Consider the following 14,618-nt stretch of genomic DNA (forward strand, 5'->3'; position numbering starts at 1 on the left):
GAAACCGACCCGGTATCGGGGGAGTTCTCATCAACAATTAAAAATTAAAAAACAAATTAGATGAAATCAATTGCTATTAGCGGTTCTGTTAGACAGAACGTAGGGAAAAGAGATGCAAAAGAATTGCGTTACGAAGGAAATATTCCTGCAGTTCTTTATGGTGGTAAAGAACAAACCCACCTTGCTGTATCCGCAGCTGATTTGAAATCTGTTCTTTATACTGCTGATGTGGTATTTGTAGAACTGGAGATCGACGGCAAAAAAACACGTGCTATTGTTCAAGACACACAATTCCACCCACTTACCGACTTGGTAACGCATGTGGATTTCTTAGAATTGTTTGATGATAAGCAAGTTTCTGTAAATATTCCTATCAAATTAACAGGAGATTCTCCAGGCGTTAAAATGGGGGGTAAACTTGTTCAGAAATTGCGCAGCCTTCGTGTGAAAGCATTACCAAATGACCTTCCTCAAGAAATTGAAGTTCCTATGGAATCATTAGAGGTTGGTAAATCTTACCGTGTTGGACAAGTATCGTTAGAAAATGCCAAAGTTCTTAACAATGCTGACGACACCATCGTGTCGGTAGTAATGTCTCGTGCATTGCGTCAAGCAGAGCAAGAAGCAGCTAAAGCAGCTAAAGGAGGCAAGAAATAATACCGAGGTATTTAGACAAATAAAAAAGCATCGCAACATGTTGCGATGCTTTTTTATTTGTCTAACATGTAATTCCTATATTTGCGACCATGAATTATTTAATTGTCGGACTAGGCAACATTGGCAAAGAATATGCAGACACGCGCCACAACATCGGTTTTATGGTAGCAGACGAGGCTGCAAACCAAGCCGGAGCGACCTGGTCATTGATGAAGCTCGCCTACTACACGGAATTTAAACTTAAAGGCAGAAACGTATACATGATTAAGCCTACGACTTTTATGAATTTAAGTGGCAAGGCCGTCAACTATTGGATGCAGGAGCTAAAAGTTCCCATACAAAATGTACTAGTTGTGGTAGACGATCTTGCTATTCCATTTGGTTCGCTGCGAATCAAGCCGAAAGGTTCCGCCGCAGGCCATAACGGACTACGCTCCATAGAGGCTACTTGTGGCGGACAAAACTATCCTCGTCTACGTTTCGGCATCGGCGATAATTTCCCCAAAGGACGCCAAGTAGATTATGTATTGAGCCCTTTCGATCGCGATGAACAGAAAGAATTGCCTGCACTTATCGATCACGCCGTGAAGATGATACAAAGTTTTGTTCACATTGGTATCGAATTGACCATGACGAATTTGAATACGAAGTAGGGGCATACAATCCCCACCCCGCTTTACTTCGTCTTTACTTCGTAACGACGGCCCTTCTTTTCGGGATATGGGCTTGTAACCACTAATCTATCTGGTTTTTCTTCTAGCATCTTCTTAAACTCATTCTTAGATACAGCTCTACCATCAACAAAGAAAACATCGTCATCCGTATATGGATATACATTTTTACTTTTATTAAAAACCTTGCCTGCTGTATTTGTTTTAGTAGTCACCAAAATCACACCATCCTTCCCTCTCTCTCCATAAGCCAATCGAGCGTCATTATCTTTCAACACAGTCACGGATTCTATTGTATTCGGATCTATAGCGTCCAATTTTCCTTTCGGTTGCACGACCCCGTCAATAACATACAGCGGATTGGTGTCCCCACTTATCCCCTGACCGCGTATCCTAATCCTCGGGCGTTCTGTTGTATCCGATTCCGTCAACTTGTTGCGAGCCGAATAACCTACTACCACAACTTCGTCATCATCACCTTTTGAAAGGTCTCCTTTTAAACCTGCACGCCCGTCATTTCCTTTTTTCGTTGTTATCTTGATCACGCCGTATTTCGCATTTTCACCATAAGCTGCCATTTGATCAGAAGCATCTTTCAAAACTTCAACAGATTCTATTGCATTACGGTCTAAGACGTCCAATGCTGCTTTTCCCTCTTTCTGCACTACCCCATCAATCACATACACAATTTTCTTCGCGTCCTCCTGCCGTTTATCATACCCTTCTTTGGACAACGCAGAAACTACCCCTTCTTTATCTGGAGAGTTGGGGAATTGCAGTTGCATCCATTTTACGGAACCAAGCCGCAGATCATACAATTCACTATTGTCTTTTTGAAGAAACGCTGCTTTCGATATCACCTGGTTATCATATACATATAAATAGCCCTTACTTTGATCGATATCCGCTTTACTGTCCAATTTCAGTAGATGATCTTCTACATCACCCGTTCCACCAACAACTTGTATCTGTGGCGTTCTGTCTGCTACACTTTCCTTCACGGTATCCGTCTCAATAGTAATCCCTTCTAGAATTTCTTCACTACCCTTCGGTTTTACTTCTCTACTATCCGGCTTAAAAACTTCCAGCTTAAAGTCCCGAGCCACTTCTACGGCTTCGGCTATCCGGCTATCTGCCTTGCTGATCGTAAATGCTCCTGCCGAGAAAATGAAGATCGGTAGCAGGAACGCATATTTGCTTAATTCGAGTTTGGACGATTTTTTTTTGTTCATCATCATAATGCGCTTTTTTAAAAATTTAAAATTAAACCGATTGCTCAAGCCCAACGAAGCACCTTGCTTCGAGACGTTCAGCAACGAATACTGATAGGTTTGCCGATCCACACCCTTATTCAGCACTTGTTGATCAGTCAAGTATTCCAAATTTTGACGTACAGCTCTGCGCATGAGCCATACGAAGGGATTATACCAACAAACTATCAGTAAGATTTCAAACATTAATATATCCATACTGTGAAGGCCTTTCACGTGGACATCCTCATGTTCAAAAATATCATAGAGTTCCGGTTCCTGGTGTTGTTCTTTATGAAGGTAAATCTTGTTTAGAAAAGAAAAAGGAACAATAGGAAATAATACATCTTGATACCAATATGTTTTCCATATAGCTTTCCTCGAGTAGAGATGAATACGCAATAAACTCAGCAGTTGTATACATAACCGTATAGCAAACCATAATCCAACGACCGCGATACCGCTATATATTGCATTCTCTAACGTATAAACAGATTCTTCTACTTGTCTCATATAAAAGTCAGGCAAATATGTCATCCACTCACCTACAGGTTCTATATGCTGCCGAACAAGAGACTTAATATCCAAAAAAGGGTACACAAACGCGAAAACAAGCCCTACCAGAAAATATCCTCTATTCAGACGATAGAATGTCAATTTCCTTAGCAATACGTGATATCCGATGTACACAATAATCAGCAGAATATTGACTTGGGCGATATAGGCAAGTAAAGAGTACATAATCTAAGACTGTTTTTTCTGTATCATATCCATGATTTCCTTCAATTCCGTTGCAGAAAGTTTCTCTTCTTTCACAAAGAAAGAAACCATTTCTTTATAGGAGTTTTTAAAATAATGTCCTACGAACCCATGCATAAACCTCCCTTTATATTCCTCTTCAGAAATAATAGATTCATAGCGTTTAGCATTAGCATATTTGACAGCTTTCACATAGCCTTTGCGTTCCAAGTTTCTAATCGTCGATGCTAATGTGGTATAAGGCGGCTTCTCTCCTTTTAAATTATCTAATATTTCTTTCACAAATCCGCCATCTAATTGCCAAATAGACAACATGGCTTCTTCTTCTTGAATGGTTAACTTTTCCATAATCAATACTAATCTTTCACAATACTACGAAAATTTCGTAAACACCAAAAATATTTAACAGAAAAGATTACAAGATTAAAAATGAATAGTGACAGTTCTTTGTCATTTAAATTGCAACGTTATTAGATTTTATCACCGATTTTTTTACATTTGTAAAATAAGAGATTATTTATATTACTAACATATGTCGGATAAAGCAACAATAAATTTAGGCGGAAAATCATACGAATTGCCAGTTGTTATTGGTACTGAAAACGAAAAAGCAATTGACATCTCCAAATTAAGAGGTGAATCGGGATATATTACACTAGATCCGGGATTTAAAAATACAGGATCCACGGAAAGTGCCATTACTTTTCTTGATGGCGAACAAGGTATTTTACATTATAGAGGCTATCCTATTGAGCAATTAGCAGAGAAATCTACTTTTTTAGAAGTGGCCTACCTTTTGATATATGGGGAACTTCCGACAAAAGAGGTGCTAGAACAATTCCGTTCCGCGATTAGAAAACAGATGATGATTCACGAGGATATGAAGAATTTCTTCGTAGGCTTCCCGTCCAAATCCCACCCTATGGGGCAATTATCTTGTTTGGTTGGCGCATTGTCTGCATTCTACCCAGAATCGTTGAATCCGAATGCTACAGAAGAGGAAGATAATAAAACCATCATCAATCTATTGGCTAAGATGCCTACAATCGTGTCCTGGATTCAGAAAAAATCATTAGGACAGCCGGTCGTGTACCCTAAAAATAATTACGGTTATATCGAGAACTTCTTGAATATGATTTTTGGAGAAGTGACGGGCGAAACAACATTTGATCCGGTTGTCATCAGTGCTATGCATAAATTATTGATCTTACATGCAGACCACGAACAAAATTGTTCTACATCGACCGTTCGTATCGTAGGTTCATCTAATGCTAATTTATACGCTTCCATTTCGGCAGGCATCAATGCATTGTGGGGTCCACTACATGGAGGAGCCAACCAAGCCGTTATCGAAATGTTAGAAGCCATTAAAAATGATGGTGGCGACGCTGATAAATACCTTGCGAAAGCAAAAGACAAAAACGATCCATTCCGCTTGATGGGCTTTGGACACCGTGTATACAAGAATTTCGATCCCCGCGCAAAAATTATCAAAAAAGCTTGTGATGATATCTTAGAAAAATTAGGGGTAAACGATCCGGTATTGGATATTGCAAAAAAATTAGAAGAAGCAGCATTAAACGACCAATATTTCGTTGACAGAAAATTATATCCGAACGTGGATTTCTATTCCGGCATCATATATCGCGCTTTAGGATTTGAGTCGGATATGTTTACGGTACTATTTGCATTAGGACGTCTTCCGGGATGGATTGCGCAATGGAAAGAAATGCGTGACAATAAAGAGCCAATCGGCCGGCCGCGTCAAGTTTATGTCGGAGAAACAAAACGTGACTACGTTGACTTCGATAAGCGATAATCAAAAAAACGCGATGAATTTAGTTTTCATCGCGTTTTTTTATAGTTTATTTTTTCTTCCAACGCATGATGGCGATATCATCCATCATCATCGTCAACACGCTATCTTGTACATCAAAACCGGTAACGCGCTCTATATTTTTAAAAAACACTTGTTCTCCATTTCCTGGACAAGCCATCTTGGTTGACATCAGTGGCCCAAATGAAATTGCATGTCCATCGATTTTTACATTCCCTGAGAAGTTATTACAGCTACTGTTGCCGTTCACTTTCTTTTCGGCCATATCAAATATAATGGTAGGCTTCCGTGAAGAATACAAGGTATTAAAATCGCCTGATTCTATGATATAATCTAACTCCCATGTACCAGCTAGTTTATCCGACTGGTCCGAAACCAAGATAAATTTAGCTAATGCCGCTCCATCCTTTCCTTTTGATAAAATCAGCGTACCTTCATTAACGATATAGGTATCCGCCTCTTCGAATAAAGTACGTAACTCATTTTCAACACGCATATCTGCACAAGCCATCATCGTAGACATACCACGAGAAAAGGTTATACCATTGTTCTTTTGCAATGTATATTCTCCCCCAATACCATTACAGCCTCCACTGGCGCTGTAACGACCATTTTCTTCGTCCAATTTCAAAAATGGTATTTTGCCGTTTACTTTTGCAGACACCCCCTCACCTTGGAGTTCCACCAATTGCCACTGTTTTCCAATCAAATCTGACATGCCGTTATTTGATGTTTTCCGAACGGCACAGCTAGCCATTAGGATCACCACAAGTCCTACTAAAATAAAGTTGATTTTCATATGCATTTTAATTTGTTTTTTTAAATGTAATGAAGCTATCAGATTTATTCATTTCTTTATATGTATTGAATAAATCATGATGGTTTTTTCATTGCTATAAAATTAAATATCGTTCTTTTATCACAACACCTCTTTAAACGAAAGGATTATCCCAAATGCTACACAATAATATTTTGAATCGTCTTTTTTATACAATATTATTTTTTAAACATTATACTATTTTAACAATACAAAAAGCCTACCAATCTTTTACAGACACCTCTATAGATCAAACAACATAGCGTTATATATACCACCATCAAAAATAAAATCTACTATTCTAGTATATTTTCTTCAAATATTATGGCGTTTTGCTACGTTTTCCGTATGTTTGCATCCAATTAAGAACTATTCTAAAAAGACAACTTGGCCGATCTTATTGTCCATATTATTGTACCAGTCGCAATTTTCGCTTTCATCGCGGGATTCACGCTATTTGCCGTCTACGCAGAGCGTAAAATCGCTGGTTTTGTACAAGATCGTTTAGGCCCAATGGAAACGGGAAAATATGGACTGATTCAAACATTGGCTGATATTTTAAAACTATTACAGAAAGAGTTTATAACGCCCTCAGCGGCAGATAGAATTTTGTTTGCAGCTGCGCCTATTGTCATATTTGTAGCTGTCTTCATTGGCTTTAGTGTTGTGCCATGGGCACCTGACTTTATACCAGCAAATACAAATACGGGCCTCTTTTTTATTATGGCCGTTGTTTCCATTGATGCCATCGGTATTTTAATGGCCGGCTGGGGATCCAACAATAAATATTCACTACTGGGTTCTATTCGCGCTATAGCGCAGATGGTTTCCTACGAACTACCGGTGGGTCTTTCACTGATTGCAGCCGTCATGATCACACAGACGTTGAACCTTAACGATATAGCTTATCTCCAGGGGATTTCTTCACCGGAGCAGATCTATTTTATGGGATTTTGGGATGTAACCGATATCGGTGGAATTTTTGCCTGGCACATCTTTCAAGCTCCCCATCTCCTCATCGTTTATGCTATTTTCTTTATCGCTTCGCTTGCCGAATGTAATCGTGCTCCTTTTGATATCCCAGAAGCTGAATCGGAGCTTATCGGGGGCTTTCACACCGAATATGGCGGGATTAAATTTGCTTTTTTATTTCTTGCCGAATATGCAATGATGTTCCTGGTCGCTATATTGGGTGTGGTTATTTTCTTAGGCGGATGGAACAGTCCATTACCCAACATTGGCAGTTTACGTCTTGCCGACTGGACAACCGGACTGGGATGGGGAATTGTGTGGACGCTATTAAAATCACTGACAATTGTCGGTGTACAAATGTGGATTCGTTGGACACTGCCCCGTTTTCGGGCCGACCAACTGTTGACGCTATGCTGGAAAGTTTTAATCCCCTTAGCGTTTGTTTGTCTCGCTATATCGGGATTATGGAGAATATTGGTTATGTTGTAAATGTAAGATCGCATTGGTATTAAAAACAACCATACAAGGATTTATAACGGCTGTTAAAGGTTTATTTTTAACGGTCAGACACTTGTTTGGCGCCCGGAAATCACGCAATATACGAGACATTCGTAACGAAAATTACTTTAAGGAACAACAAGGTATTACGACCGTGCAATACCCAAAGGAAAAGATGCCTATCCCGGAAGTCGCACGTTATCAATTACAGGTTGATATTGAAGACTGTATCGTCTGTGACCTGTGTGCGAAAGCATGTCCGGTGGATTGTATAGACATCCAGTCTATCAAATCTGTAGGTGTTATTGGCAAAACATCGGACGGCAGCGTAAAACGATTATATCCAGAGAAGTTTGATATCGATATGGCGAAATGTATGTATTGTGGACTGTGTACCGTGGTATGTCCTACGGAATGTATCACGATGACCGACCAATACGACCGCAGCACGACCAAACTGACGGATCTGATCTACGGCTTTTCCGATATGACAGATGAAGAAATAGCAAAACGAAAAGAAGAGTGGACACGATTTCAAGCTGATAAGGAGGCGGCAAAGAAGAAATAATGACAATGGAATCTTTATTATTCTATGCTTTTGCCGGCATGGCAATCGTTTCTGCCCTGCTATTGGTCAATATACGTAATACTGCCCGAGCGCTGTTTCTACTCTTTATTGTCCTTTTTGCAATGGCAGGACTATACCTTTTCGCGCTGGCAGACTTTATCGCGATTACACAGATTTTAGTCTATGTCGGAGGTGTACTTATTCTGTTGATTTTTGCCTTCATGCTGTCCAACAAGGAATTGCTCGATGACCTACAATCTACATCAAAGCGTTTTATTTCGTTGCCTAACTGGCAGGCTTTGGTTTTAGCGCTTATTTTCATGAGTGTTATGGTATACAGTTATATCAGTTGGTCTGAACATATCCCCCAATGGATCCAGCAATCAGAAGCCAAAGGAAAAATAATTTTGTCAACAGACAATAACATCGAAGTGTTGGGTTTCAAATTCATGACGCAGTATGTATTACCATTCGAAATTATATCCGTCTTCCTCATGATGGCGCTTATCGGAGCTGCACACTTATCACGAAAGGAGGACAATAAATGATAACGCTCACTCATTTTTTAGTTGTTAGCGCATGTATTTTTTGTATTGGCTTGTACGCCGTGCTGGCTAAGCGGAACACAATCATGATCCTTGTCGGTATCGAACTCATGATTAATGCCGCGATATTGAATTTTGTAGCTTTCGGAAAGTACGACAAACTAAATTACGCAGGTCAAGTATTTGCACTATTTGCCATCGTTCTTGCCGCAGCGGCTGTTGCGGTGGGGCTAGCGATTATATTAAATGTATATCGGAGTTTTAAAACCATTAATCCCAAAAACATCCACGAATTGAAAGACTGAGCGTGAACATCTTCCTCCACATATCGCCCGTTACTGCTAGCATTCTCGTGATGTTGTGTCCATTGTTGGCTTTCCTTATCCAGGCTTTATTGGGTAAAAAATCAATTTCCGGCAACATCGCATTAGTCGCTATTTTAGCAAGCACCCTAATAAGTCTATTTGGTGTATTCCTGCCGATATGGAACGAAACAACTGTTTTGCAAAAATGGGCATGGTTCACTATTGGACAACATACACTCCATGTAGGGATACTTGTTAATAATCTAACCGCATTGATGCAACTGGTCGTTTGTATTATTGCGTTGCCTGTACATATCTATTCCCGTGCCTATATGAAAGGCGATAGCGGCATACACCGTTATTGGATGTATCTCAGCCTGTTCTGCTTTGCAATGTTAGGATTAACCGTTTCTCTCAATCTATTGCAATTATATATCTTTTGGGAATTGGTAGGTTTTGCTTCTTACTTGTTAATTGGCTTTTGGTTTACCAAAGAGACTGCTGCGCAAGCCAATAAAAAAGCGTTCCTAATCAATAGAATCGGAGACATCGGCTTTCTCATTGGGATAGCCCTTGTTTATGCAAATTGCGGCACATTAGACCTGTCCACTTTGTTTGGCGAAACAAGCGTCCTATCATCTATTGATAAGAACACGTCTTGGGTTACCTTCGCAGGACTGGCGTTTTTCTTGGGCGCTATGGCAAAATCGGCTCAGTTTCCATTACATATATGGCTACCCGATGCGATGGAGGGACCTACTGCGGTATCATCCCTTATCCATGCTGCGACGATGGTTGCAGCAGGTGTGTTCCTACTATGCACCGTTTTTCCGCTATTTAACGAGACGGTTCTCTTAGTTATCACTATTATTGGTACACTTACTGCACTGTCCGCTGCTCTTTTCGCCTTAGGGCAATATGATATTAAAAAAGTACTTGCCTTTTCGACCATCTCCCAGCTGGGTTTTATGATGGTAGGCGTGGGTATTGGTGCCTGGAATGCCGCGATGTTTCACCTCACCACACATGCCTTTTTTAAATGTTTACTGTTCCTCTCTGCAGGTGCGGTTATCCACGAAATGGCACATTTGAAAGCAAAAGCACAACTAGCTATTGATCCACAGGATTTACGTCATATGGGCGGTTTAAGACATTTTATGCCGAAGACTTTTGTGTGTATGGTTATCGCTTCGTTATCCCTTGCGGGGTTCCCACTCACGTCCGGTTATCTTTCTAAGGACAGCATTGTGATTACCGCATACGAATGGGCGAATCATCTCGGTGCAGCTTACATGTTAATCCCTATATTATTGATTATCGTTAGTTTACTTACGGCCTTCTATATCGGTCGACTTATTTTCAAGACATTTTTTGGTTCTTTTAAATACCGTTCTCTTACCGCAGCAGGTATCTCGTTCCATGAGGCACCGAAAGCTATGCTTATTCCGATGTTTTTCCTTGCTGCGGGCAGTCTATTCCCATTTTTCGGAATATCGTTAACCGATTATCATAGTGCTTGGATTATGCATACATTGGAAACGGACAGCAGCTACCCCACCCTTGCGCAGGCTCATTTATTCATTCCTGCGCTGTTAACGGGAGGAGCAATCTTGGTATGGCTTATCGGATGGAATTGGTATGTCAAACAGAAATATCCCTTATCGGAAAACAACGTATTGGTATATTTTGCCCATAAGCAAGGTTATATAAATGAGTTTAACGAACGCGTGTTTGTCAATGGAGTCATAAAACTAAGCCGTATACTATATACTTTCGACCGCTATGTGGTAGATGGACTTACCAAATTTTTCTCTTGGTTTGTACGTCAGCTTTCCGTGGTCGTTTATTGGTTTGACAAGCATATTGTCGATGGGTTGGTCAATTTAGCCGCTAACGCAACGTACTATATCGGCCATCTTGTTCGGCATGTTCAAAATGGGCAGTTACAAACGTATTTGGGTTTTGCACTAACCATAGTTGTTTTGGGAATACTTTATCTGATAATTAAATAGAAAATGGGCTTGTTATCCATATTGATATTTTTACCACTTGTTGCTACGTTGCTGATTTTGGTCTTGCCCACATCAGCCAAAGCAACCTATAAATACATCGCATTAGGTTTCACCTTTCTGCAATTCGGGCTTTCACTTTATCTCTACGGAAATTTTGAAGCATCATTGGGCGGTATTCAACAGCTAGAGGCTTACCAATTTGTGGAACAGCTGTCGTGGATACGCATGGACTTAGGTGCCATCGGAAAACTAGAGATTGACTATCTCGTCGGTGTAGACGGGATTTCCTTACCTCTTATCGTGCTAAGCACATTGGTTATGCTGATGGGCGTAGGTGCTTCGTGGAACATAGATAAAAGTCCGAAGGGGTATTTTGCCTTATTAATGATACTGAATACGGCCGTGATGGGTATTTTCTCCGCGCTGGACTTCTTCCTATTCTATGTATTTTACGAAGTGATGCTGCTCCCTCTTTATTTCCTCATTGGCATATGGGGAGGAGAACGCCGTGAATATGCCGCTATCAAGTTCTTTATCTATACTTTGTTGGGGTCGGTACTCATGCTTTTGGTTATCGTCGGGCTTTATTTCTCGGTCATCAACCCGGTAACAGGAGCGCATACATTCAATATGCTGCACATGATGAATCCCGCCAACTATGTGGACGGTTCTTTCTTTGCTTATATTGCCAACTATCATGATATCTTCGGCATACCAGCTCGTCTGATCGGATTTATTGTCTTATTTTTCGCCTTTGCCATTAAAGTACCGATTGTTCCATTACACACCTGGCTACCTGATGCACACGTAGAAGCACCCACGCCGGTCTCTATTATTCTTGCCGGTATATTGTTGAAAATAGGCGGATATGGGATTATCCGGGTCTGTTACAGCATTTTTCCCGATATCGCGGCTACTACTAATTGGTGGCTCGCATTGATTGGCGTCGTATCCATATTATATGGCGCATTGAATGCATTGGCACAAAAGGATCTAAAACGCATGATCGCCTATTCTTCGGTATCACATATGGGATTCGTACTACTGGGAATCGCCTCCTTAACCGCAGAGGGAGTATCGGGTGCTATGTTCCAAATGGTTTCCCACGGATTCCTCAGTGCTGCGTTGTTTTTCTTGGTTGGCGTCCTATACGATCGCGTACACGACCGTTATATTTATAATTTCCGCGGACTTGCTTCACTTATGCCCAAGTATACCGCTTATGTGGCTATCGCATTTTTTGCTTCCTTGGGGCTGCCCGGTTTCTCTGCTTTCATTGGAGAGGCCTTCGTCATTATTGGGGCGTTCAATGCAGAAAGCATGACGACAGGTGTACCTCGTTGGATGGCGATAGGTGGTTCTATCGGTATACTATTAAGTGCAGCGTACTTCTTATGGACGTTACAACGCATGTTTTTCGGACAGACACGCCTACAAGGTGGACAAGTATGGAAAGAAGCCCTCACTGATTTAAACACCCGTGAACAAGTAATCTTGTTTCCGGCACTTGCCCTGGCCTTACTGCTAGGCATTATGCCGTCCCTTATATTTAGCAATCTCAATGCTTCGGTACTGCAACTTATTGATTTAATACAACCCTACTTATAAAGTTAAGCATAACGTGAACGTATCCATACCCAACATACTCGACCAAATTATCGCTTCCGTTCCACTTTTTAAACCGGAACTAGCTCTAATTATCGGTTTTATTGTGTGCATCTTCACAGCCCTTTTCTTAGAGAAACGTTGGAGGAACAGTACGTTTATCGGCTGTATAGTTACACTGGGGTTTTCATTGTACTATCTCATCGGACAATTATCTACAACCGCAACAGGCTTCTCCGGCATGTGGTTGGTCGATACCTGGAGCACATACGCCCGCCTTGTAGTTCTATGTAGCACCGTCATTATCGCTATATTCTTGCAACAACAACATTCAAAAAACAATGGTGATGTGTATAGCATACTGATAGCTGCCACCTTAGGCATGCACGTATTAAGTAGCACAAGCCATTGGTTAATGGCATTCATCGGTATAGAAATGGTTTCTATTGCTTCCTATATATTGGTGGGTTATTTTTCCCAAAACAAAACCCAATCAGAAGCTGCCATGAAATATGTCCTTTTCGGATCGGTGTGTGCTGCAGTGATGCTTTACGGGCTTTCGCTTGTTTACGGGCTGACGGGCAATCTAGATTTTCAGTCGGCCGAGCACCTACAAGGGTTGATGGATGCCCCGGAGGCGATTATTACGTTGGCTTTGCTTTTTGTGTTTGCCGGTATCGGATTTAAACTCAGCTTTGTCCCCTTTCATGTATGGAGTCCCGACGTTTATCAAGGTGCACCTACAGCCATTACCGCTTTTCTATCCACTATCCCTAAAATAGGTGCTATCATATTATTTGCTCGTCTCTACCAATCATGGTCGTCCACGGCATTTTACTTTTCCGAATTAAGCACTTGGTTTATTACCATCGTGGCCATCGTCACCATGCTCGTGGGCAATCTCGCTGCACTTCGACAGCAGGACGTCAAACGGATGATGGCCTATTCGTCCATCGGGCATACGGGTTTACTACTCATGGCTGTATTTGCCTATCAAGATTTGAACAGCTATTTGCTATTCTACATCGTAGCCTATGTATTGATGAATCTAGCCACTTTTATCTTTATCGATCAAATAGAACAACAAACAGGGTCTACATCCCTTCTTTCTTACACAGGTCTGGGCAAGAAAATGCCGATATTGTTTACGGCGTTTACGTTAGTTGCGATCTCGCTTATTGGCATCCCCCCAACTGTAGGGTTTGTAGCAAAACTGATGGTGTTTACCTCCACTTTTTCCGTCTTTCAATCTTCCGGCGATACCGGTGCACTCCTTTTGCTTATTATCGGTGCACTTACGTCAGCTATCTCACTGTTTTTCTATTTTAAGATTCCATTATATGCATTTCTGCGTAATAGTGACCAACCTGTCATACTTAAGAAGCAGTTTGGTGTGCTGCTGGTGATAGCCTATATCTTAACGGTATTGGTTATTTTATTTGGAATATTCCCAAACTGGGTGATGCAGGTATTAGCGTAAAAGAACAAAAGAAAATATTATCTTTGCTGTTATGATCAGCGCAATTGCTAATACTATATTTCAACTTGTCATCGAGGATTATCATCGTTATGATGAGATCGACCATCCTATGGAAAATCCATACGATCGTCAGTCATTGGAACATCTATTGTATCGAAAATGTTGGATAGACACCGCGCAGTGGCACATGGAAGACGTCGTCCGCAATCCGGATATTACCCCAGAAGAAGGGTTAAACTGGAAGCGACGTATCGACAAACAAAACCAGATACGTACGGACACGGTAGAATATATCGACAGTTTTTATTTACAGCAGTATAGTGATGTGCAAGTAAAAGAGGATGCCCGTATCAATACCGAAAGCCCAGCTTGGGCTATCGACAGGCTATCCATTTTGGCATTGAAGATATACCACATGGAGGTCGAAACTAGTCGTATCGATGTGGACCAAGCACACATTGCCTCTTGTAAGTCAAAATTAAACGTCTTACTAGAACAACGTAAAGACCTATCACAAAGCATCGATGAGCTACTTACCGATATCGCCGCGGGAAATAAATACATGAAAGTGTACAAACAGATGAAAATGTATAACGACCCATCGTTGAATCCGGTCCTTTACAAAAAAACACCATAGGGAAC

Annotated in this window: 14 protein-coding genes; 11 read left to right on the forward strand and 3 right to left on the reverse strand. The window is 41.0% G+C overall.

All coding sequences use genetic code 11. The features are described from left to right. The first annotated feature begins 60 nt into the window (after window positions 1–60). Together EWE74_RS10280 and pth are read left to right on the forward strand one after the other, a co-directional pair. On the forward strand, window positions 61–657 hold the full coding sequence (locus EWE74_RS10280) for a 50S ribosomal protein L25/general stress protein Ctc (RefSeq protein WP_130141461.1): 597 nt from the start codon (window positions 61–63) through the stop codon (window positions 655–657). Between the two features lie 89 nt (window positions 658–746). Further along, window positions 747–1,310 carry an aminoacyl-tRNA hydrolase gene (gene pth, locus EWE74_RS10285; protein WP_130141462.1) on the forward strand — a complete coding sequence of 188 codons (564 nt, stop codon included), beginning with the start codon at window positions 747–749 and terminating at the stop codon, window positions 1,308–1,310. Between the two features lie 23 nt (window positions 1,311–1,333). Here the strand turns inward: pth and EWE74_RS10290 are convergent, their stop codons facing one another. Continuing rightward, a complete protein-coding gene (locus tag EWE74_RS10290) occupies window positions 1,334–3,319 on the reverse strand; it encodes a M56 family metallopeptidase (protein ID WP_130141463.1) in 1,986 nt (661 codons plus the stop codon). 3 nt (window positions 3,320–3,322) lie between these two features. Continuing rightward, complete coding sequence (locus EWE74_RS10295) at window positions 3,323–3,685, reverse strand: BlaI/MecI/CopY family transcriptional regulator (protein WP_130141464.1); 363 nt, start codon at window positions 3,683–3,685, stop codon at window positions 3,323–3,325. A 184-nt stretch (window positions 3,686–3,869) separates the two neighbouring features. Between EWE74_RS10295 and EWE74_RS10300 the strand changes: the two genes are divergently transcribed. Next, entirely contained in the window at window positions 3,870–5,156 is a 1,287-nt protein-coding gene (locus EWE74_RS10300; protein WP_130141465.1) for a citrate synthase, read from the forward strand. Between the two features lie 46 nt (window positions 5,157–5,202). On the opposite strand, the gene EWE74_RS10305 is transcribed toward EWE74_RS10300, so the two are convergent. Beyond that, the gene (locus EWE74_RS10305) at window positions 5,203–5,979 is read right to left on the reverse strand and encodes an META domain-containing protein (protein ID WP_130141466.1); all 777 of its coding nucleotides are present in this window, start codon (window positions 5,977–5,979) and stop codon (window positions 5,203–5,205) included. Window positions 5,980–6,378: 399 nt separating this feature from the next. Here EWE74_RS10305 and nuoH point away from each other — a divergent pair, with 399 nt between their 5' ends. From nuoH to EWE74_RS10345, 8 genes are read left to right on the forward strand one after another with little or no spacing between them, the layout of a single operon-like run. Further along, complete coding sequence (gene nuoH / locus EWE74_RS10310; protein WP_206365198.1) at window positions 6,379–7,452, forward strand: NADH-quinone oxidoreductase subunit NuoH; 1,074 nt, start codon at window positions 6,379–6,381, stop codon at window positions 7,450–7,452. Window positions 7,453–7,465: 13 nt separating this feature from the next. Continuing rightward, the gene (locus EWE74_RS10315) at window positions 7,466–8,029 is read left to right on the forward strand and encodes a 4Fe-4S binding protein (protein WP_130141467.1); all 564 of its coding nucleotides are present in this window, start codon (window positions 7,466–7,468) and stop codon (window positions 8,027–8,029) included. A 5-nt stretch (window positions 8,030–8,034) separates the two neighbouring features. Beyond that, window positions 8,035–8,577, forward strand: a complete 543-nt coding sequence (locus EWE74_RS10320) for an NADH-quinone oxidoreductase subunit J family protein (RefSeq protein ID WP_239018620.1) — start codon at window positions 8,035–8,037, stop codon at window positions 8,575–8,577. Next, window positions 8,574–8,879, forward strand: a complete 306-nt coding sequence (gene nuoK, locus EWE74_RS10325) for an NADH-quinone oxidoreductase subunit NuoK (RefSeq protein WP_130141469.1) — start codon at window positions 8,574–8,576, stop codon at window positions 8,877–8,879. Before EWE74_RS10320 ends, nuoK begins: the two co-directional genes overlap by 4 nt. A 2-nt stretch (window positions 8,880–8,881) precedes the next feature. Continuing rightward, a complete protein-coding gene (locus tag EWE74_RS10330; RefSeq protein ID WP_130141470.1) occupies window positions 8,882–10,891 on the forward strand; it encodes an NADH-quinone oxidoreductase subunit 5 family protein in 2,010 nt (669 codons plus the stop codon). Window positions 10,892–10,894: 3 nt separating this feature from the next. After that, complete coding sequence (locus EWE74_RS10335) at window positions 10,895–12,499, forward strand: complex I subunit 4 family protein (RefSeq protein WP_130141471.1); 1,605 nt, start codon at window positions 10,895–10,897, stop codon at window positions 12,497–12,499. 13 nt (window positions 12,500–12,512) lie between these two features. Beyond that, window positions 12,513–13,976, forward strand: a complete 1,464-nt coding sequence (locus EWE74_RS10340; protein WP_130141472.1) for an NADH-quinone oxidoreductase subunit N — start codon at window positions 12,513–12,515, stop codon at window positions 13,974–13,976. Between the two features lie 31 nt (window positions 13,977–14,007). Continuing rightward, window positions 14,008–14,613, forward strand: coding sequence for a DUF4254 domain-containing protein (locus tag EWE74_RS10345; RefSeq protein ID WP_130141473.1), 606 nt, complete (start codon window positions 14,008–14,010; stop codon window positions 14,611–14,613). The last annotated feature ends 5 nt before the right edge of the window (window positions 14,614–14,618 follow it).

The sequence above is a fragment of the Sphingobacterium corticibacterium genome (assembly GCF_004208525.1).
GTDB lineage: Bacteria > Bacteroidota > Bacteroidia > Sphingobacteriales > Sphingobacteriaceae > Sphingobacterium > Sphingobacterium corticibacterium.

Bases quoted from the DNA above. Each gene is read 5' to 3' on its own strand.
- EWE74_RS10280 (WP_130141461.1), top strand. From the start codon at position 61: ATGAAATCAATTGCTATTAGCGGTTCTGTTAGACAGAACGTAGGGAAA.
- pth (WP_130141462.1), top strand. From the start codon at position 747: ATGAATTATTTAATTGTCGGACTAGGCAACATTGGCAAAGAATATGCA.
- EWE74_RS10290 (WP_130141463.1), bottom strand. From the start codon at position 3,319: ATGTACTCTTTACTTGCCTATATCGCCCAAGTCAATATTCTGCTGATT.
- EWE74_RS10295 (WP_130141464.1), bottom strand. From the start codon at position 3,685: ATGGAAAAGTTAACCATTCAAGAAGAAGAAGCCATGTTGTCTATTTGG.
- EWE74_RS10300 (WP_130141465.1), top strand. From the start codon at position 3,870: ATGTCGGATAAAGCAACAATAAATTTAGGCGGAAAATCATACGAATTG.
- EWE74_RS10305 (WP_130141466.1), bottom strand. From the start codon at position 5,979: ATGCATATGAAAATCAACTTTATTTTAGTAGGACTTGTGGTGATCCTA.
- EWE74_RS10320 (WP_239018620.1), top strand. From the start codon at position 8,035: ATGGAATCTTTATTATTCTATGCTTTTGCCGGCATGGCAATCGTTTCT.
- nuoK (WP_130141469.1), top strand. From the start codon at position 8,574: ATGATAACGCTCACTCATTTTTTAGTTGTTAGCGCATGTATTTTTTGT.
- EWE74_RS10335 (WP_130141471.1), top strand. From the start codon at position 10,895: ATGGGCTTGTTATCCATATTGATATTTTTACCACTTGTTGCTACGTTG.
- EWE74_RS10345 (WP_130141473.1), top strand. From the start codon at position 14,008: ATGATCAGCGCAATTGCTAATACTATATTTCAACTTGTCATCGAGGAT.